This is a genomic window from Cytobacillus sp. IB215316, from assembly GCF_033963865.1.
Lineage (GTDB): Bacteria > Bacillota > Bacilli > Bacillales > SM2101 > Nanhaiella > Nanhaiella sioensis.
In genome coordinates this window covers 17,866-39,284 of sequence record NZ_JAXBMC010000004.1, presented here as the reverse complement: position 1 = coordinate 39,284, position 21,419 = coordinate 17,866, and the positions used below count along the sequence as shown (strand labels likewise).

General features: G+C 35.7%; 16 protein-coding genes. 11 read left to right on the top strand and 5 right to left on the bottom strand.

Annotation, left to right across the window (positions count from 1 at the left end):
- Positions 1–99: 99 nt before the first annotated feature.
- Positions 100–1,005 carry a helix-turn-helix domain-containing protein gene (locus tag SLH48_RS09115; protein WP_214482864.1) on the bottom strand — a complete coding sequence of 302 codons (906 nt, stop codon included), beginning with the start codon at positions 1,003–1,005 and terminating at the stop codon, positions 100–102.
- A gap of 171 nt (positions 1,006–1,176) precedes the next feature.
- Between SLH48_RS09115 and SLH48_RS09110 the strand changes: the two genes are divergently transcribed.
- The 10 genes from SLH48_RS09110 to SLH48_RS09065 all read left to right on the top strand — a co-directional run bounded on the left by SLH48_RS09110 (position 1,177) and on the right by SLH48_RS09065 (position 14,047).
- Positions 1,177–1,311, top strand: coding sequence for a hypothetical protein (locus SLH48_RS09110; protein ID WP_284730459.1), 135 nt, complete (start codon positions 1,177–1,179; stop codon positions 1,309–1,311).
- Between the two features lie 830 nt (positions 1,312–2,141).
- Entirely contained in the window at positions 2,142–2,891 is a 750-nt protein-coding gene (locus SLH48_RS09105; protein ID WP_320257905.1) for a hypothetical protein, read from the top strand.
- Positions 2,892–2,938: 47 nt separating this feature from the next.
- Positions 2,939–4,165, top strand: a complete 1,227-nt coding sequence (locus SLH48_RS09100) for a polysaccharide deacetylase family protein (RefSeq protein ID WP_320257904.1) — start codon at positions 2,939–2,941, stop codon at positions 4,163–4,165.
- A 580-nt stretch (positions 4,166–4,745) separates the two neighbouring features.
- Entirely contained in the window at positions 4,746–5,723 is a 978-nt protein-coding gene (locus SLH48_RS09095) for a sugar ABC transporter substrate-binding protein (protein ID WP_320257903.1), read from the top strand.
- Positions 5,720–7,183: a sensor histidine kinase gene (locus SLH48_RS09090; protein WP_320257902.1), complete on the top strand. Its 1,464-nt coding sequence runs from the start codon at positions 5,720–5,722 to the stop codon at positions 7,181–7,183. The genes SLH48_RS09095 and SLH48_RS09090 overlap by 4 nt, the downstream gene beginning before the upstream one ends.
- Positions 7,161–8,702: a response regulator gene (locus tag SLH48_RS09085; RefSeq protein ID WP_320257901.1), complete on the top strand. Its 1,542-nt coding sequence runs from the start codon at positions 7,161–7,163 to the stop codon at positions 8,700–8,702. Before SLH48_RS09090 ends, SLH48_RS09085 begins: the two co-directional genes overlap by 23 nt.
- Before the next feature lie 139 nt (positions 8,703–8,841).
- Positions 8,842–9,924 carry a D-xylose ABC transporter substrate-binding protein gene (gene xylF, locus SLH48_RS09080; RefSeq protein WP_320257900.1) on the top strand — a complete coding sequence of 361 codons (1,083 nt, stop codon included), beginning with the start codon at positions 8,842–8,844 and terminating at the stop codon, positions 9,922–9,924.
- A 222-nt stretch (positions 9,925–10,146) separates the two neighbouring features.
- Positions 10,147–11,253, top strand: coding sequence for a sugar ABC transporter substrate-binding protein (locus SLH48_RS09075; protein WP_214482857.1), 1,107 nt, complete (start codon positions 10,147–10,149; stop codon positions 11,251–11,253).
- 85 nt (positions 11,254–11,338) lie between these two features.
- On the top strand, positions 11,339–12,859 hold the full coding sequence (locus SLH48_RS09070) for a sugar ABC transporter ATP-binding protein (RefSeq protein WP_320257899.1): 1,521 nt from the start codon (positions 11,339–11,341) through the stop codon (positions 12,857–12,859).
- Positions 12,860–12,871: 12 nt separating this feature from the next.
- On the top strand, positions 12,872–14,047 hold the full coding sequence (locus SLH48_RS09065; RefSeq protein ID WP_214482855.1) for a sugar ABC transporter permease: 1,176 nt from the start codon (positions 12,872–12,874) through the stop codon (positions 14,045–14,047).
- A gap of 89 nt (positions 14,048–14,136) precedes the next feature.
- Here the strand turns inward: SLH48_RS09065 and SLH48_RS09060 are convergent, their stop codons facing one another.
- A complete protein-coding gene (locus tag SLH48_RS09060) occupies positions 14,137–15,414 on the bottom strand; it encodes an MFS transporter (protein WP_320257898.1) in 1,278 nt (425 codons plus the stop codon).
- A 406-nt stretch (positions 15,415–15,820) separates the two neighbouring features.
- Between SLH48_RS09060 and SLH48_RS09055 the strand changes: the two genes are divergently transcribed.
- Positions 15,821–16,579 carry a DUF4386 domain-containing protein gene (locus SLH48_RS09055; RefSeq protein ID WP_320257897.1) on the top strand — a complete coding sequence of 253 codons (759 nt, stop codon included), beginning with the start codon at positions 15,821–15,823 and terminating at the stop codon, positions 16,577–16,579.
- A 3-nt stretch (positions 16,580–16,582) separates the two neighbouring features.
- On the opposite strand, the gene SLH48_RS09050 is transcribed toward SLH48_RS09055, so the two are convergent.
- The 3 genes from SLH48_RS09050 to SLH48_RS09040 all read right to left on the bottom strand — a co-directional run bounded on the left by SLH48_RS09050 (position 16,583) and on the right by SLH48_RS09040 (position 21,351).
- A complete protein-coding gene (locus SLH48_RS09050; RefSeq protein WP_320257896.1) occupies positions 16,583–17,152 on the bottom strand; it encodes a Crp/Fnr family transcriptional regulator in 570 nt (189 codons plus the stop codon).
- A gap of 532 nt (positions 17,153–17,684) precedes the next feature.
- Positions 17,685–19,121, bottom strand: a complete 1,437-nt coding sequence (locus SLH48_RS09045; protein WP_320257895.1) for a DUF2357 domain-containing protein — start codon at positions 19,119–19,121, stop codon at positions 17,685–17,687.
- 1 nt (position 19,122) lies between these two features.
- Positions 19,123–21,351 (bottom strand): hypothetical protein, encoded by a 2,229-nt coding sequence (locus tag SLH48_RS09040; protein ID WP_320257894.1) that lies wholly within the window; start codon positions 21,349–21,351, stop codon positions 19,123–19,125.
- Positions 21,352–21,419: the final 68 nt, after the last annotated feature.

The window sequence follows — 21,419 nt, the reverse complement described above, 5'->3', positions numbered from 1 at the left end:
ATTTCGAAAAGAATAATTATAGACTAGCTAAGAATTTTGAACCCAGCCTCCACCATCAAAACATAAAAAAAGACATAGAAAAAAGCAAATAGCAGCTCGCTACCTATTGCTTTTTTCTATGTCTTTAAATTTAGTTATTATTTTTCTAGTATAATCGACAAGCTGTTGATTTTCCTGAACGCTAAATACCATAATAGCTTTTTCAAAAAATGTAATCGCCTCATCAAATCGTTCCAGTTTATTTAATGTAAGAGCCTTATAATATAATAATTGACCATGTAAATATAAGCTATCATTTTCCTTACAAAGGTTAATTCCTTTATCAGCTACTTGAATAATCTCTGTATATGACCCGGACAGATACAACAGACGAATATAATTGTAATAAACTTTTTGCACTGTCTGAATTTTTATTGCAGCTTGATATCTCTTCACAATATCAAAAGCTTGTAGAAAATATGGTTTTGCCTCAGGCCATTTTTTTTCTTCAGTATGAATACTTGCAATGGCAACTAAAGCTTCAATGTCCTCTGAATGATACAAACCTTGAGTATGTTCATCTGTAGATAAAGTTTGATTTAAAATTTCTATTGCTTCTTTGGCGTCATGGTCAAGAAAATAACAACACAGCCCTTTATGGTAATTCATAAATTTTTGCATTTTAGTAGAACTCATGAACGGATTTTGTTCCTGTTTTTTTAATAACTGACGTATTTCTGTATAATCATTTTTATCCCTTGCCTCTTTTATGAGCTTTATCAATTCGTCTTGATACTGGTACATTAAATTTTCCTGAACATCAAAGAAATAATTAATATCAACTCCTAATCGAATAGCGAAGGCATGTAATATTGTTGCAGATGGGGATATTTCACCTTTTTCAATCATGCTTATATAAGACTGAGTACATATCCCTTCAGCTAACCTTTTTTGAGAAATTTTTTGAAACTTTCTCAATTCTCTTAGGTTTGATGCTATTTTCGGTAATAGGTTCTCTGTATCCATGAAAACAAATTCCCCTTTCCATAAAAAATCAATATGTTTATATCAGTTGACGAATTCTGAAGAAATCACGAGCATGATAGTCCTAATCTCGCATAATACTCATTTATCGTAAATTTATCGTTAGACGGTATATAGTAAAATATAATTAATTATTGAGAGGTGGGATATGTTATGAAACGTGTGAAGAAAATCATTTTAACACTTTCTGTGAGTCTAATAATTGTTGGTGCATTAGGATCAACAGCTCTAGCGTCTCCAGAAGATGAGAATTTACCACCAATATTATCTATTACTAGTACAAAATAATTAGGTTAGGAAATATAACACCGCTAATAATTGGAAAGCGGTGTTTTTTTGGTTGTTTTTGCATAGACTGTTGTTTTTCATACTGATAAAAAACACTAATACAATTTACTTCTCTAAAATGATAAGTATTGATTAAAATGACACTCTTACTCTCTAGTTTATGAACTATAACAACAAAATTTACGAAAAGATCATTATTTTTTAAAAATTCTGAAGAAGTTTATGTAGTACTAGTCTACCATAAACAGTATCTTTCTACTATAAATATATTTATGTAATTAGCACCTTAACAATGTTGTAAAGAAACATGGCTCAAATACTCGTAAGCCAGACCTAATTAACTACCAAACCAGTTTTTTGAGACAACTACTGCTAATGATATTCATCCTTTTCATCCTCATCTTTATCCACACTCATCAAAGCCTTTGTCAAATTGGGTTTATTTCTTATTAATTTTAATAAATACTTCACCACAACCCCTATTTACCTGTTCATATATTATTAAAAATAAAACAAATTTATGAAAAGAGTCTGCAATGAATACATGCCCATTCTATATATAAACACTAATAGAATTAGTTCATTAGTCTCGTTTTTTTGCTATTTATAGTATTTTTTACCTATAACTTAAGTATCTTTTTCCGCTACAAATGTCAATTTTTTTCGCCATACATTGACATCCATTTACATAATCGTACAATAAGATTAGAATTTACCACTCAGGCTTCAAAAGGTGTATAATGATGATTAATACTACTCTAGTAAGTATTTAATACCATTCTATCTGATAAACAATAATTTATTCATACATTGAGATAGGAGAGAAAATGATGGCCAAGGATACAAAGAGCAATTCAAGAGGTTGGTTAAAAGGAGTCCTATCTAATCAAAGTCAACCTGAACAAAATAATATAAATATGGAAGAAGATGTTTCCCAAGAAATGATTGAAGAATCATCTATTGATGAAGAATTCAAAGAATTCGAACAATCTGAAACAACTAGTAAAAAAAACTTATTATCAAAAGATGATCAAGACAAAGTAGCCTTAGATTTAATAGTTTCTCTAGAAAATATGCTACATGACCGACAATTGATTCAATATAAAAATAAGGGACTTGAAAGCCAATTGTATTCGGCGAATGAAATGATAGGCCGCTTAAAACATAGCCAAGTAAAGAAGGAACAAATTTTATTAGATAAAGATAAGGAAATTCGTGAATTAGAATCTAACCTTACTAACAAACAAATGAGTTATGATCAGCTACTTGAAGATTTTAAAGACTATCAAAGTTCGTCGAAAATAGAGTTTGGAAATATAACAAACCAACTTGAGAAAGAAACTAATAAATATAACAAACTCAAAGAAGAATCAACTAACAAGCAATATGAACAAATGATGTTAATAAAAGAACTTGAAGAGAAAATTAGAGATTTAGAAGTAGAGAATCACAAGGTTGTAGAACAATACAAACAAAGTCAAGATGAAAAAGCAGAATTAATGCAAACAATTAATGATTTTACGGATCGGCTGTCTTTTTCTTTCTCTCCAAAAACAACTACATCTACTACAACAGAGTAAACATGAGCATGTAGCTCTTTAGTTACCTCTAAGAGAAAGGGGACAGTATGTCAGTCTATCATAGTAAGCTATTAGAACTATTATCAATAGAAAACAATCTGAACAAATCTTTTTTACGAGTCAAATATTCTTTTGAAATAGATATTGAACTCCTTTGGGAAATTGATACTGAAACAGCTATGAGCTTAAAAGAATCGACTGATTTTTCTGGGAAATTTAAATATAGAATGTCCTTTCACACCTCTTGGAATTCAAATATACAGCAACATAGAAGCTACATAACGAGAACATATAGAGACAATAGTGAAAAAATCTATTTTTCCTGCTCTGATGAGTATGTACGAGGACTAAACGCTTTTAAACATTCCAAACAAATCAATCAAATTTTAAATGATAAGCTACAACCCGCACGTAATACTGAAGTAAAACAAGAAGGCGAAATACATCCCAAAGGAAAATTTCTTAATAATAGAAAGCATAAGGTTGCTTGGATTACCGTTGCCTCATTTATTGTCATTTCTACTATTTTGCTAGGTTTTTCTAACAATTCGTACTTTAATCTTTTGTCTAGTAAAACTCCTGTGCTAGCAGAGAGTGTTGAAAAAGAAACTATTGAATCACTTCCAAAGAATGAAGAATCACCTGCAAAGGAAGAAATAAAGAAGAATGAGAATATTATATCCGAAATTCCATTTGTGCAACTGAATGATGCAATTACCTTCAGCATCCCTGATGGAAAGGTAGCATTAACCTTTGACGACGGTCCTTCTAAATATACAACAGAGATTATAGACATATTAAAGAAGCATACGGTTGGTGGTACGTTCTTTTTCACCGGTGAGAATGTTAAGAAATATCCTGAATACGTAAAGTATGCACAATCTAACAATTATTCGATCGGTAGTCATTCAATGTACCATAAAGAACTTACAAATCTCTCCCTACACAATCAAGAACATGAAATCATCCAAGCAAATCTATTAATTGAAGAACTAACGAATGAGCCCGTAACTCTATTTAGGCCTCCTTATGGTTCAAATAATGAGTCAACTATTGAGTTAATGGAAAAACATCAACATAAGATGGTACTTTGGAATAAGGATCCAAAGGATTGGAAGGTTCAGAGCTCAAACGAAATCATTAACTATATTCGAAGCTCAAACCCTTCCGGATCTATTATTCTTCTCCATGAATCACAAGCTGTCATAGACGCACTGCCAAGTATAATCAGTTATTTACACGATGAGGGTTTAGAAGTTGTAAGCTTAAAATAATTGAAGTGAAATATAGTAAATGTGGAGAGTTATTTTATACCTTAATGGAAGACTAAAAAGGGGGTTAATTGGTCCCCCTTTTGACACAACCATTCCCCTGTCTAACATCTTCAAATATTACAGTTATACTTAGCTAAATACTTCTCTATTCGAATGCATTTCCTATATCAAGTATAAGGACCGCATACCTCAATGCAAATAAGATTGATCTACACGTAAAACATAATTATGCAACAGCTCTTGTCGTAAACTTTGTTGCTAAGTTTTTTACATTGTTGGTCATCGTTGTCCTCTAGTTGTGTAGATGTTTACCTCTTAAAGTAACAACAGCCAATCATTACATCTGAAAAATCCGCCATGACCATATTCCTCCATTAATATAGCGAAAAATAGCATAGTAGATTTTTACTTACTTGTGATAAGATGATTAAAAGAATAGGCTCTTTTCGTACTTTGTTTATACTATTACCAAATTTGCACCATAAAAAGTGGCTTTGTATGTTAGCTATCAAGTTACAGCTATGGTCTAACAAATACTACGAAAATAGCCAAAGAATAAGAAACAAAGGAGATTATTCTCTTGCAGAAAATCGTAGTTTTCATACTTAGTTTTGTTTCTATCATCCTATTCTATTTCACATTTCTTTCGGCCAGTAAAGTATTTCGAACTGATTGGCAATTACCAGAGACATTAGCCAAGGCAGAGTCAGACTATCGACTAGTTCTAATTACCCAAGATCTAGATACTCCATTTTGGGTTAAGGTTGGGGAAGGTGCACTTGAACAAGCACAAAGTGAAGAGGCAAGCCTTGAGATTTGGGGCAGTTATGGTAATAACAAAGAGGACTTCTTGAAGCAAATTGAACTTGCTATCTATTCACAAGTTGATGGGATCATTGTTCAAGGCTATGATACAGATGATTTTAAAAATTTAACGAAGATCAAAGCTGCATCGTATGGAATTCCAATTATTACAGTTGCTAATGACGTTCCTATGAATGAGAGCCTAAGACGGACATATGTCGGCTCTGACCAATACTTAGCAGGGCAGCTAATAGCTAAGCAGTTAATATCAGACATGGGCGACAAAGGGGAAGTGATACTCATGTTTGACCGTCAGCATCAGTATTATCAAGACCAACGGTTAAAAGGTATAAAAGACGTTTTAAACTCGTTTCCACACATAGATGCAATTGAAGCAGAAACATCTCTAACTAGGGAAAGCGTTAATGCGACAACAAAAGATATGTTGAATAAGTTCCCTCATGTCGATGCTTTTATCGCTGTGAATGCCAATATTTCTGAAACAATGGTTCTTGAGATTGAGAGCAGATCACAAGTCGAGCCTTACTATATCTATTCTTTTGATGACGACCGAGAGTCGTTATCACTTCTTAAAGAAGGAAAGCTCGACGGAATGATAGAGCAATCCCCTCAGGAGATGGGAAAAATGAGTGTAAGTCTTATTACGCAATGGCTGAAGAATGAGAAAGAGCAACTTAATTTAGATGGCTATTTCACAGATATAAAAGTTGTAAAGGCAATAGATGTGCGATGAACAGTCTACAAAAGAAAATATGGGCACTCGCCACAGTCATTCTATTCATCATGGTCGCAATTTGGATTTCACTCACCTATTATAATCAAAAAACGCAAAATCAATATAATGATATCCTTGAACGCTATTTAAGTATGAATGAGGTATCAAGTGTCAGTCAGCAAATGGTCACAGATTTGAACAACTATTTACTCAATCCTTCATTTGCAAATTTGGAAGCGCTTCAACTTAACATAAATAAACTTCAAAATAAAAAGGATGAAGTGTCTAAATTTAGAAATAACCAAAATGATTTTGCCTTAACCAATTATGAAAATTTAATCGATAGTCTCATTGAAGCAACGGAACGCTCGCTTCTGTTCCGTACAGAGAAAGAAACAGAAGATTATTTAGAAGTATTAACAGAAGCTACGCACATATCTAAATATATATCTGAGATGACACTCACATTAATTGACAAAGAGCTAAACACGTACGATCGTTTCTATCGTGGAATTATTGAACAGTCAGAAGAACTGAAAAAGCTTGGAATTTGGCTGTTATTGTTAATTACCTTGTTGCTCGTACAATTTACTTACTGGTTCTCCTTGAGAATTACTAGACCAGTAAAGAAGTTGACCCAAGCCGCTATTGAATTATCAAAAGGACGATTCAATTCTAAAATTGAAGTTGATTCCAATGATGAAATTTCGTTTCTCGCTAAGATGTTTGATCGTATGCGAATTAATATAAATAACTTTCTACTGGAAGTACAACAAAATGCACAGCTCGAAAATGAACTAAAGGAGAACAAGCTCTTACTACAAGAAAGCCAGCTCCATAGTTTACAGAGCCAAATGAACCCTCATTTCTTGTATAACACCCTTAATACGCTTTCTAAAAAGGCGTATATGGAAGGCTCAGAAGAAACTAGTGATCTTATAGTAAGCGTTGCCAGCTTGTTGCGCTATAATTTAAAAAGCTTAGACAAATCTACTACTCTTGCTGAAGAGGTTAATATTCTTCAGCAATATATTGATATACAAAAAGCAAGATTTACCGAACGCTTACAATTTCATATGAATATAGACGAAAAATGTCTAGGTTTACAAATTCCAAGGCTAACGTTGCAGCCAATCATTGAAAATGCGGTAATACATGCTATTGAGCCAAAAGAAGAAGGTGGCATCATTTGGTTCCGTGCAATCAACAGTACTGACGAAGTGACAATTGAAATTGAGGACGATGGCCCTGGGATGAACGAACATAAAAGGAAGCAAATATTAGAGGGTAACAGTATTGATACCGAAGGACACTCAACTGGGATTGGCATGAGTAATGTTGGTAAACGGTTACGACTTTTCTATGGCTATGAAAATATTATGGATATTGAAAGTACGCTTGGAATAGGTACAAAGGTTGTGTTGAAAATTCCGAAGAAAAGGAGAATCGAAAAAGATGATGAAACTCCTAATCGTTGATGATGAACAAGTAGAACGAGAAGGTCTAAAATACATTCTAGAAAAAAACTTCTCCGGTCTTGTTATAGAGCAAGCAAAAAATGGACAAGCAGCTATCCAGATAGTCGAAGAATTTTCACCAGATTTAGTCTTAATGGATATTCAGATGCCAGGAATAAATGGGCTTGAAGCAATTGAGCGAATTAATAAAGATCATCCGAATATTAAATTTATTATGATCACTGCTTTCGCCAAGTTTGATTATGCCCATACAGCAATGAAGCTAGGAGTGAAGGACTATTTACTGAAACCCAGCAAGACGAGTGAAATCATAGACACGGTCGGAAAAGTATTGAGCCTACTCGAACAAGAAAGAGAATCCATGGCGATAAGTACGTTTCAACAGCATGCTCTTCAAAAAACATTACCCATCGTTGAAACTGATGTAGTGACACAACTGCTCTTCGACCATATGCATGACATACATTTAGATGAGTTAATTCAACTATTAGACATTCAAATGTCAAACGAAAAATTTGTAATGAGCGTCTTGCTTCCAAAAGGAGCAGAACGTTTCTATTCAGCTATCAAAGAGAAGGTAAGAAAGACAGAACGAGGTTGGGTTGGAGCCTTATATGGTCGCCAATTGCCAATTATCGTGTTCAGACAACAAGAGAAATCATTTCGTTTACAAGCAGTTTCTCTTGCTCAAGCCATTCTATCTATTCCGAAATCTACTAATAACAGTAGTTGGTTTATCGGCATAGGAAATGTATGTCATTCATTAGACAAAATACGCCATTCTTATCAGGAGTCACTTATAGCAACCAAAGAGGCGAAGCCTCATGTAAGATTCCGTTTTTATGCTGATTTACCTACACATGATGAGAACTCAGAGGATCAAAATTTAAAACAACTGGAAAAGAAGCTATTTGATCAAGTTCGAAATGGGAAATGGGAAGAATTCTCTTCATACGTGATTAATTTAATCCACCGCTATGAGAGTGAAAAAACAAACGTAATGCAATCACAGCAACGTGTACTAGAGTTGCTTTGGATTGCATCTCGCGTGTTAACTGAACTGGGAGTTGAGCCATATACCCCTTTGTTCTCAACACAAATACATGATTTTCGACAGCTTCAAGCTGAGACAAGTTATTTACTAGATTATATGTGGCAGTCCTATGTAGATTATTGTAGTCAATTAGAAGATGACACTATTCAACAAATTAAGCAGTACATTATTGAACATTCCCATAAAGAAATTTCACTAGATAAAATCGCACACAAAGTTGGATTAAGTCCTATTTATATTAGTAAGATGTTTAAAGAACAGCTTGGGGTGAACTACATCAGCTTCCTAACAGAATGTCGCATCGAAAAGGCGAAGAAGCTGATGATGAATCCTGATAAAAGCTTAAAAGAAATTACATTCGAAGTCGGTTATCACGACCCAAACTATTTCAGTAAAGTGTTTAAAAAGCTGTGTGGCGCTTCACCGACCGAATATCGTAAATCACTTATCGGAATGAAGGAATAACCAAGTCGTTAAAAAACTTCAACATTTTCGTTATCGGTGGAGGATATGCTTCATCTGATTGACAAATCCACCTGTATCGCTGAGAGCTAAAACTATTAAAAAAGTTTTCCTTTCAGTAGAAAAGGAGCGAACTTATCCTATGAAACGGTTATTTTGTCAAGGAAGTCTACTATTGTTCTTTTTGGCTCTGCTTGCAATGACTACAGCATGCGTAAATGAAAGAGGTTCGATAACAAATTCGACTCTGCCAGAACAAGAACAAACGACATTTGAATCTGTAGATGAGGAAAAAAAGCTTAAAATTGGCTTTTCTATGGATACATTATTGGAGGAGCGTTGGTTAAGAGATAGAGATCGCTTCAAAGAAGCAGTAGAGGCACTTGGCGCAGAAGTAGAAATCTTTGCTTCAAATGGAGACGATGCTTTGCAAATCTCACAAGCAGAAAAATTAATTAGTCTAGGCATCGACATACTCGTCGTTGTTCCTCACAACGCAGAATCAACAGCAATGATCGTTGAAAAGGCTCATTTGGCTGGTATTAAGGTACTTTCCTATGATCGACTAGTGAAAAACGCTAAGCTTGATTTATACGTATCATATGACAATGAACAAGTAGGTGAGCTTCAAGCGAAAGCAATTACATCATTGGTTCCAAAAGGAAAATATGTATATATTGGCGGAGCAGAAACAGATAATAACGCACATTTATTTAGAAAAGGAGCATTTAACGTCCTCAAGCCATTCATTGACAGAGGAGATATTACGATTGTATATGACCAATGGACGAAAGATTGGTTACCTGAAAATGCTTATGAAAATATGAAAGCAGCTTTAATAGCAAATAATAACCAAATTGATGCTGTCATTGCTGCAAATGATGCAACCGCTGGAGCTGTCATTCAAGCACTCGCTGAACAAGGGCTTCTAGGTAAAATTCCAGTTTCTGGTCAAGATGCTGAGCTTGCTGCTGTTCAACGAATCGTTGATGGAACACAAACAATGACTGTTTATAAGCCAATTATTGATTTAACCCAAAAAGCTGCTGAGCTTGCTGTTAAGCTAGCAGAAGGTCAAGTTGTTGATGTTCAGACTACCATTAATAATGGGAAATTCGAGGTGCCTTCTGTTCTCCTTTCACCAATTGCCGTAAATAAGCATAATATCGATGAAACAATTATCGCTGACGACTTTCATTCTATTGAAGAAGTATACGACAGATAACAAAAGAATTTATTATTCACAGACCGCCAGGATGCATCCTGGCGGTTTTTTACCCTTCCAGTAGATACGCATTTTTATAAGTAGGTTAGCAACTTACTAAACTAATATTAAAAAAATACAGATAATATTAAAATTGTGCTAATAGAAAGCGTTTTCATCATAATGCCTGACTGCTATATTGGAGTTATTAAGACACAACTTTAATTCGAAAGGGGATTTTTGATGAAAAAGAGAATTATAGCGGCCATCGTTGTCATGATGCTTGCACTAGTAGCTGTAGGCTGCGGTAGTGCTACTACAGGAAGTGGTAACGATGTAAGTATCGGTATTGTTTTACCTACGAAAGATGAACCTAGATGGGTACAAGATGAGCAAAGGTTTAAAGATGCATTAGCAGATTCAGACTACTCAACAGAAATTTTATTTAGCCAAGGATCTTCAGCTAAAGAAAAAGAAAATGTTGAAACATTACTTAACAAAGGAATCGATGTCTTAATTATCGCTCCACAGGACGGGGCAGCTGCAGCGGGTGCAGTAGATGCTGCTAAAAAGGATGACGTTACTGTCATTGCATACGACCGCCTTATTACTGGAACTGAGGCTGTAGATTATTACGTTACATTTGATAGCATAGCGGTAGGTGCAGCTCAAGGACAATTTTTAATTGACAATGCTAACGGCTCAGGCACTCCTTTATATTTATATGCTGGAGCTGCTTCTGACAATAACGCATTTCTGTTTTTTGAAGGAGCTTGGAGCGTACTTCAACCAAAGATCGCTGATGGCACTTTTGTCATCGCAAACTCTAGCGAAGCAGAAGCTTTAAAAGATAAAGCTGAGCTTTCACGTGATGAAATGGGTAAAATCTTAGGACAGGTTACAACTAACTGGGATCCTAATGAAGCGAAAAATAAAGCTCAAACACATTTAACAGCTGTAGGAGCAGATATGAAGGGTGATGTTGCAGTTCTTGCGCCAAATGACGGAACAGCACGCTCTATCGCTGATGTATTTGGATCAGATCCTGAGGTTTCAAGCTATGTAGTAACTGGGCAAGATGCTGAAAAAGCTTCTATCCAATATATTATTGATGGTAAGCAAGCAATGACAGTATTTAAAGATGTTCGTACACTTGTAAAAGACGCAATCGGAATGGCAGTTGCTGTTTTAGACGGTGGTTCACCTGAAACAACTGGTTCTTATGACAACGGTAGCAAAGAAGTAGATGCAAAACAAACTGATGTAATCGTCGTTGAGGACGTTAACGTTAAGAGTGAACTCATTGATTCTGGCTACTATGAAGAGAGCGAATTTGAAGGTCTAAAATAAAATGCGCATGCTTTATGGAAATAGTGATAGATACGTCTGTCACTATTTCTAATTATTTTAGTTGTTTTGGTAAGGGAGGTTAATCATGAGCGAGTATATTCTAGAAATGCATCAGATTACGAAGGAATTTCCTGGGGTCAAAGCGCTCAGTGATGTTAATTTTAAAGTAGAAAAAGGGGAAATACACTGCTTAATCGGTGAAAATGGAGCCGGAAAATCGACGCTGATGAAGGTGCTTAGCGGTGTGTATCCATACGGAACGTACGATGGTGACATTGTTTTTAATGGCAGCGTGCAAAAGTTTAACAAAATTAACGATAGTGTCGATACCGGAATCGCTATTATCTACCAAGAACTTGCGTTGTTTCCTGATTTATCAGTTTATGAAAATATATTCGTTGGCAATGAAGTGGACCGTGGAAGCGTAATTGATTGGAATCAAACAATTGTCGAGTCCAAAAAAATGCTTGAAAAGGTAAATTTAAAAGTTAATCCTGAAACGTTAATTAAAGATTTGGGTGTAGGAAAACAACAGTTAATTGAAATTGCAAAAGCATTAAGTAAAGACGTAAAGCTACTTATTTTAGATGAGCCAACTGCTGCACTTAACGAGGACGATAGCGAAAACTTACTGAATCTATTACGAGAGTTAAAAGGGCAGGGCATTACTTGCATCATGATTTCACACAAGTTAAAAGAAGTCATCTCAATTGCGGATAAAGCAACTGTCATCCGTGATGGACAAACAATTTGTACATTAGATGCTGCCAAAGGAGAAATGAACGAAAACACTATTATTAAGAACATGGTCGGTCGAGAGATTACAGATATTTATCCGAAGAGAAGTAAGCAAAAATTCGGTACGAAAATTCTCGAATTAAAAAACTGGTCTGCGTATGATCCGAAAATTGGTCGAGATGTTGCTAAAAACGTCAACCTTCATGTCAAACAAGGGGAAATTATCGGTATTGCAGGTCTTATGGGATCCGGTCGTACTGAACTAGCACTTAGCATCTTCGGTAACTCTAAATCTTATAAGCTACAAGGGGATTTAACCATTGACGAAGTGCCTCAAAATTTTAAACACACGAGTGATGCTATCAAAGCAGGAATTGCGTATGTCACTGAGGATCGTAAGGGTGATGGCCTTTTCTTACTTCAGGACATTAAGAATAATATCTCTGCGGCAAATATGAAAGGCATATCTTCAAAAGGTATTATCAATGACAATGAGGAAATTAAAGTCTCAGAAAAATATAAAGCATCTTTAGGAATTAAAGCATCATCCGTGCAACAGCTTGTCGGTAAATTAAGTGGTGGTAACCAACAGAAGGTTTCGTTAGGTAAATGGCTGTTTGTTGGTCCTAAGCTTCTTATTCTAGATGAGCCGACACGAGGTATTGATGTTGGAGCAAAATTTGAAATTTATTCCGTCATGAACGAACTGATTAAGGAAGGAATGAGTATTATTATGATTTCTTCTGAGCTCGGAGAGGTTTTAGGAATGAGTGATCGCATTTATGTAATGGCAGAAGGAGAAATCAAAGGAGAGCTGCTAGCAAATGAAGCCGATCAAGAAAAAATTATGCAGCTTGCTACGCAATAGGAGGTTAAGTGTATGAAGTTATTCCATGAAGCAAAAGATTTAATAAAAGAAAACATTCGTGATTACGGTATGTATATTGCCTTAATTATTATTATGGTAACATTCACCATTCTAACAGATGGCTTATTTATGTCATCTCGAAATATTAGTAATCTACTAGATTCAGCTGGTTATATTGCTGTTTTAGCTGTCGGTGTTATGCTTGTTATCGTCATTCGTCACATTGACTTATCGATCGGCTTCTTAGCTGGATTTCTTGGTGCTATCGCAGCCATACTCCTCATGGAGGTTGGGCTACCAGTATATGTAGTTATTCCTATTATTCTAGTACTTGGAATTTTAGCTGGCTTAAGTACAGGTTTTCTAGTAGCTAAAGTAGGAATTCCTTCCTTTGTTGCCACATTAGCAGGATGGCTCATTTTTCGAGGCGCAATCCTACTCGTAACTGAAAAATCTGGTACAATTATCGTTCAAAATGATGCTTTTAATGCAATTGGTAATGGATATATTCCCTCTATATTGCAAATTAACGGGTTACATTTTCTTTCATTACTTGTCGGTGGTTTAGGTATCATATTTTATATTTATAGCGCTATTTCGAACCGCAAAAACAAAATTCAGTACAATTTTGAAGTTGTTTCTAAGGAAATCTTCATTTTACAATTAATTTTTGTTTCAGCTATTATTGCGTATATTACATGGATTTTAGCAGGCTATAACGGCTTCTCTTGGACGGTTGTCATTATGCTGCTTGTTGTTATTCTGTATCATTTCTTTACGACTAAGACAGTGCTAGGACGCCATATTTATGCGGTTGGTAGTAACCCAGAAGCTGCACACCTTAGCGGAATTAACGTCAATAAAATTATCTTTCTCGTCTTCGGTTCAATGGGTATGTTATCAGCGCTATCAGGGATTCTATTCACCGCTCGTCTACAATCTGCTACAACAACAGCTGGTACATTATTCGAGCTTGATGCCATTGCAGCGGCATACGTCGGAGGTGTATCTGCAGCAGGTGGAGTCGGAAAAGTAACAGGCGCAATTATCGGTGCAATCGTTATGGCTTCCTTAACAAACGGTATGAATCTAATGGGGGTTGGAATCGCACCTCAATATATTATCCGTGGTGGCGTTTTAGCTCTTGCCGTTATCTTTGATGTCATGACTCGTAAGCAAAGAGCTTAATCGTTGTTAGAAATTAGCAGGGGCCAATCGAAAATTTTATATACAAGGGGCAGAACGATCAAAAAATGATTGTTCTGCCTTTTCATTTATCATTTAACCGTAGCATTGTCATGAACTGATACACCTTTCGGTTCAGGAACAAATATTAAAATAATTCCACCAATAATAAAGAGAACAATTAAACTAAAGACACCCATATTCGTATGCCCTGTTAATTGAGAGGTGAGTCCGACTAGAAATGGTCCCATAATGGCAGCAAATTTACCGAAGATATTGTAAAACCCAAAGAATTCATTGGCATTCTCTTTAGGTATGAGCTGAGCGAAATAAGAGCGGCTTAACGCTTGAATCCCACCTTGTGACGATGCGACCAGCATAGCCAATATCCAAAAATCGAGTGTAGTTTGCAGAAAAAATGCGTAAATACAAACAATGATATAAATAATGATACCGACATAAAGCATTTTCTTACCTGTAAAGATATCCGCTAACTTTCCGTACAATATGGCAAATGGCGCAGCAACAATCTGTGTGACAAATAAGAAAATGAGTAAGCTTGTAGCAGATATACCTAAATCCGTTCCGTATGCTGTAGACATGGAAATGATCGTCCCTACCCCATCAATATAAAAGAAATAAGCAAGCAAAAATAAAAATAACGAACGGTATTTTCGAACTTCCTTTACCGTTTTCGCTAGTCGCTTAAAACTATTTTTAACTGGTTTTGGTTCACGATCAATATAGTGAACTTGATAAACATGTTTCAATAATGGAATGGTAAAAATAAACCACCATAATGCTGTAATCAAAAAGGCAATCTTACTTGCAACCGCTGTACTAATCGGCAGGATACTACTTTGAGATAACATGATGATAGCGATACTAACGATAAAAGGGATTGTACTCCCAATATAACCAAATCCAAACCCGTATGTAGACACACGGTTCATGCGTTTCTTTGGTGTGACATCTACTAAAAAAGCATTGTAAAAAATATTTGCTCCAGCTGATCCAATCGTTGCCACAGTATAACAAACTAGTAATAGCAGCCATTGATCACTCGGAATAAATGCTAATATCGCCGTTGAGGTCACACCTAAGAGAAGGAAGAATGTGAAGAACTTTTTCTTTAACCCTTGATAATCTGCAATCGTACCTAATATAGGACTTAACATTGCTAATATAAAGGTTGCAATCGCTATAGTATAGCCTAAGTAAGCAGTGGAATTTGCCGCAGAAATTCCACTATTCGTCGCAGCTTCTTTATAAAACAGGGGAAATATAGCTGTTGTTATAATAATTGAATATGCTGAGTTTGCCCAATCATAAAAAATCCAACCCCGCTCAGCTTTTGAAAAACGCTTCATAACACTCCTCCCAACCTAATCAACTTAACTTTCATTTAAATGGCATACCAAAAGAATAAAAGTAGATTTACCATACCTTTTTCACGTCTAATAATCTTTCACTTCAATGAGTGCTCTTTATCGTTATGAAGTAACTAATAACATGAGAGCTTTAATCAAATTTGCTACATAATAGGCAAAAAAAGAGGAATGTTGCATGGTCACAACCTTTTACAAATACTAGTTTGAAATCTCGTATGAATGTCTTCATTTGCTCGACAGATAAATGATCGTAATATGATTACTAAAGAAGCTTGTATATTTACTTAGGCAATAGATTGTTTTCTTATTGATTCATTGACTTAAGTCAATGAATCATATTCATTTTTTCACTACAATACAATCAAAAGACTTAGGAGGGAATGATATGGAAGTATTACAGCAAGATGTAAATCAGCTTCGAAAATCAGCATTAATTGCAGGGATATCCTTGCTCATCATGACCGTAGCTGCATTTTTCTCATTTGGCTATGTTCATAGTTCTTTAATGATTAGTAATAGCTCAATTGAAACATTTAATAACATTTCAGCATCAACAGGATTATTTAGAGCAGCAATACTTGGTTGGTTAGTTATATTAATAACGGATATTATCGTTTCATGGGCATTTTATATCTTTTTAAAACAAATACATGAAGGATATGCAACGCTAGCTGCTTGGCTTCGATTGATGTATACCGCCATACTAGCTATCGCCGTCTCAAATCTAATTCAAGTAGATAATCTCATTAAGTATAATAATGAGCTGTTGAATCAGCCTGACAGTCTTCTCGCTTCTGAAGTCATGATGTCTGTACTAGCATTTGAATCTGTTTGGTCGTTTGGGTTAATCGTCTTTGGGATGCATCTATTAATAGTGGGCTTTGTCGTTTCAAAAACTAAAACAGTTCCAAAGATCATAAGCATTCTACTTGTATTAGGTGGTGCAAGCTATATGTTGGTCCATCTATTAGACGGGTTTTTTCCAACGCTTGAAAATGTGACTTCAACTATCGAGATGATTTTGATGATTCCAATGACTGCTGGAGAGCTAGGCTTTTGCATTTGGCTCTTAATGAAAGGTGGTAAAACACCTATTAAATCGTATCCAAAAAGGAAAGCACATAATAAGGCTGCGCAAATTTGAGCGCTATAATCTTCGTTTGATACGACTAAGTGACTCAGGTGTAATACCTAAATAGCTTGCTAACTGATGCTGTGGTACACGGTTAATCAAATCAGGGCGTTTGTCAACGAGCGCCTTATACCGCTCTTCTGGGCGAGATGAAATAAACGTAGCAATATCATCGTGCATTTCACCCATAATCTCTTCCATTAACTTACGCGTCATCGTCTCAAGTCCTGGATGCTTGTCATACATCTGATCCTCGATCGATAAATCACCTACAACGAGGACACAGTCCTCCACACAGATTAACGAGTACTTTGATGTTTTATCAGAACTATGCTGATTGAAAATCGTCACCGCTTGTTCTTCTGTAAAAAAATTATACGTCGTTTCTCTCCCCTCTTCATCAACTGCAAACTGGCGGACGCAACCCTTTACGACAAAATAGCATTTCTCTGGAACCTCTCCCTGATCTAAAAGGATAGTTCCTTTTTTATATTCTGCAATAGGTATATCTGCAACAATCATCTCTATCTCTGATTCACTAGCATCAGTATAATGTTTCAAATATCGAATAAGGATATCACTCATGTGAGCTACACCTCCATATTTCTCTTTATTATTGTTATAGCATATTACTTAGCTATGAAGCTAACAAAATATGACTCATATTACGATTTGAATAAGTAGACTTAATAAAGACTACTAGAAAATATATACGTAGGACACCCGAAGAAGATGATGATATGACAAGATGAGGCCACTTCAACATATGCAAATGTATTATTCTTTAGAACAACTAAAGAATGATGAGTGGTGTGGCGGGTTGGGATAGTAAATTGTGTGATTTGGATAGTAAAATGGTGATTTTGGATAGTAAAGGAGCTGATTTGGATAGTAAACTATGTAATTTGGATAGTAAAAGGCCTGATTTGGATAGTAAACTGTGTTATTTCGATAGTAAAAGGGCTGATTAAGGCGATCTATTGGGTTAGTAGTAGCTGATTTTATTGGTAATTAGGCTTAAAGAGAAAGTATCTGTCATTGTTTATTCTGTTGATAAAGGTACCAGTCACTTGTCGAACCATGACATTTCAATAAGTGACTGATATCTAAATTATAGTTAGTTATCAAGAAAAATGGCTAATAACTTATTCTTCAACTGCTCACATTCTATTCCAGGAACCATCTGTATGGCGCCCATTGCATAACTATTATAATAACTTTCTTGAAAATAGCGCATCGTTTCAACTGAACCTTCATTGGTTGGTGTCAAAATATATACCTCACGAACAGCTCTTTCGCCTGAATCTCTATGTATAATTCCATCACGATACTTATGCATTTCACCAAGAGCAGTACCAATATTACCAGGTACGCGGTATTTAGGATCAAAAACGATCATTTCATTTCCGCACTCCAAGACAATATCAGGAATCATCCTTTGGGTAAAAGTGTAGAATTCTCTAGAATTAAACTGATAGTTTCTTTGAAAATAGAGAGCCTTTCCTCCTTTAAGGTTAATACGGCTTTCTTTATTTTCAGCTAAGTCTAGAAAGATTCCACTTTCTTTCGTCTTGTATAACCCACTAGTTCCCTCAATGAAGTTCAGATCTCTTAATATCCCTACAATTTTCATGAAACACCACATCTCATATAGTGCGAATGTGTCTTTCATAGCAACAGGGTAATCAAATCCGATTCCTTCTCTCTCATGATTAAAGAGCTTTTCAAACCATTGGTACCACTGTCGGTACACAGGATGTTTCCTAAATTTCTGGGTGATAGAATACGAACCTTGATGCATCGTGACTTCCTTTAGAAAGGGTGAGTTTAGCCACCTTCTGATTATAGATTGATATTTTTCAGCCTTTTTTGTAACCTCCACTCTTCCTAGGTTTATATAAGTACTTAGAAGCGTACTTAAGTTAAACAGCTGCTTTTTTAACACTTGATTTTCATACACGTCAAGTGTCTCAAAGGTTTTGGTCGTTTCAACATTGAGAGGAATATTGTTGCCGTACCCTTTCTTATCAAGCCAGTGCAGAGTCGTTTGTCCAACACGCTGTACCTTTTCTCTCTTCTGTATAATAGGTAATTTGACAAGTCTGCGGAATGGCTGTTTCTCAATATGGACAAAAATTTGACGGAGCTGCTGAAACGATCTTTCAATGTAAATCCACTGTGTCCAAGAAGCTCCTCTGCTCCTGCCTGATGTATTCACTTTTCTGTCCAATCCACTCAATTGAAAACAGCTATTACTTTCCTCTAAAATTTCTTCAATCATCAAATCATATTGCTGTTCATTCATTTTTCTAGAGTCAGGATATATGAATGTTTCATATTGCTGCTCATTTATAAATATCTGAACAGATCCACTCTGAAAGGGAGTCATGAATGAAGAAAAGAACACATTACCCTCTCGATGAAAAGGCACAGGTACTCCTTGGATCCTTAAATCAATTTGGTCGCCCTCATACCGTAGCTTATATTCAGTTGCCTCTGTAAAAAGGACTTCGTTAAATGGCATCCATCCTTCCGAATATGTCCTAACCTCCAACTTACCTCCAGAACTGAGTAGCACCATAATACTCTAGCTCCTCCTGCATCCGCTTCACATGCTGCAATGAGACCGAATCTCCTTCAATTTTTGCTGTGAGCCATTTATTTAGCTCATTTAGCATCTCGGATATTCGTTCGTCACCGCGTATTTTTGTCAATACTTTTTCGGCAATCACACCATCCAGTGACTCCTTCCAATCCATTGCATGATCGGAGCCAAGTTGATAATTAGCATAGAGCTTCTGTAGCATTTCACCCATTGTTCTATAACCAAAATGAAGCTCGTACTTAGCCAATGTGGCATGCAACTCTTTTAGAAGAACGAATTCCTTTTTCAATAAATCCTTCATATCCTGATCCACTCTGTCCCAGAAGGAAGTAAAGTCTACATCTGATAATGTCATGACAAAAGCACGGTCCAATACTTTATCTGATATGGAATGAGTGGTTTCATCGACGTTGATCGTTCCAAGTATATATATGTTTGGCGGGATGCTTAGTCTTTGAGGAACATCTGTAATATGATCATCTTGATGAAGCGGGATTTCTTTTCTTGATTCCACCGCACTTAAATAATCGCTTAAATAGTATTCAACCCTAGCCAAGTTCATTTCATCAAGCAGAATAAAATGTGGTTTTTCACGCTGCTTCAATGCATTTAATATGACTTTCAAAAATTCTGTTTTTACATAACGTTTTTCAAATGAGCTATAGTAGCCAAACAAGGAACTGGCATCCGTCCAGTCAGGACGAACAGGAATAATACTGAAATATGGATTTTCATTTTCATATTCTAGGCCATATACAGCATTCGCATATAAACGGCAAATTTGGGTTTTCCCAGTTCCAGAAATTCCACTGAGAACTACAAAATGCTTATCATCAAGTGCCGTTAAATTCAGGTGCAAATCCCTCACAATCGATTTAGAGAAAGTAAATTGACTGTTCTCAATCATGTCATAAATTTCTGCCAATCTGAAGTTAGGCTCAAGTGTTTCTGTCTCAGTGAGCTCATGCTCCTCTTTTTCCAAGTCATTGTCATCAATATCAGAAGGCAGCTCCACAGCTTTTCGAGCATGAGCAAATAGAAGAGCTGCATTAATGAAGTTCTGTTTCACTTGATGCGCACCTTCATTAAACGTCTCAGAGGCGTTATCATAGGTACCAACGTAATAGGAATTACCATCAACTTTAATGTCATGCTCTTGAAGTAATTGCATAGCATTTTTCAAAATTTCCTTATTATCCATGCTCTGAGTAGCAAATAACTTTTTTATCCACCATTCTTGTTCTTTATTGTTTAAGATTTCACGTACATTGGTGAAAATTTGGTTACCTCCTGCTACCTTCACAACAATCGTTTGGTATGGAGAGTTTTTATCATGATAATCAAGATAGCTAATACTGCCTTTTGTAATCATTTGATCTCCATCATTTATTTGAAATGATTGTCTTTTCCCTTGTGACTTATAGTTTTCAACAGAAGAAAGATCTACAGTATAGCTGCGACCTAGTAATACGGTCTTTTTTATATCTCTAATTGCAGACAATTGCTGTAACGCAACGAGTGCTCTTTGTCCTATTTGTAATTCATCGTTAATATGGTTTCTAAAATGACTCAATTCATCCCAAGCTTCTTGTAAATGTCCGATCCATTCTTCTTCATTTAACTGTTCTTTAAGAGCAAAGGACATCCCAATTTGAAATGAAGGCCTCTTTCTCGGTTTAATACAGCCTTTAATATAATTTTCCATATCTTCTTTTGACACTTGTTCTTTTTCTTTGCGTCCTGTAAAAATAGAATATTTATCGGGAATGGATGACAATACTTCTTGGATTACATCACTTTTAACCCAAGACCAAAAAGGTATGAAATTCACTTCTGTATGTATTAATACTGAACGGTCAATACCGTTCAGTTCCAGTGTCAAGAAATTAATTTCCTTGTCTCCTAATTTCTTAAATAGACCCACAAAATATTTTCTGCCAATATCAGAGTTCTTTTTCTGCTCAGCAAGGGCAGGGTTACGTGAATCACTAATAGTTGTCTTCAAAGTCGTATCATAGCTACGGATATATAAATCTTCACCTATAGGAATGTCCCTTGACCCTATAAATTGTTCAAATACTCTCTTTACATCGGGTGCTACTTCTTCAAGTACCCTATTACATCTGGCCTCTGTATTTTCCCCATCAAATAAAGATTGATAGTGTGAAAGATTTGGCATTGTATTCACCTACTATGTTGTTATTGTTTTGTTATAAAAAACTAGTATATTTTAGTAGAAGAATGATG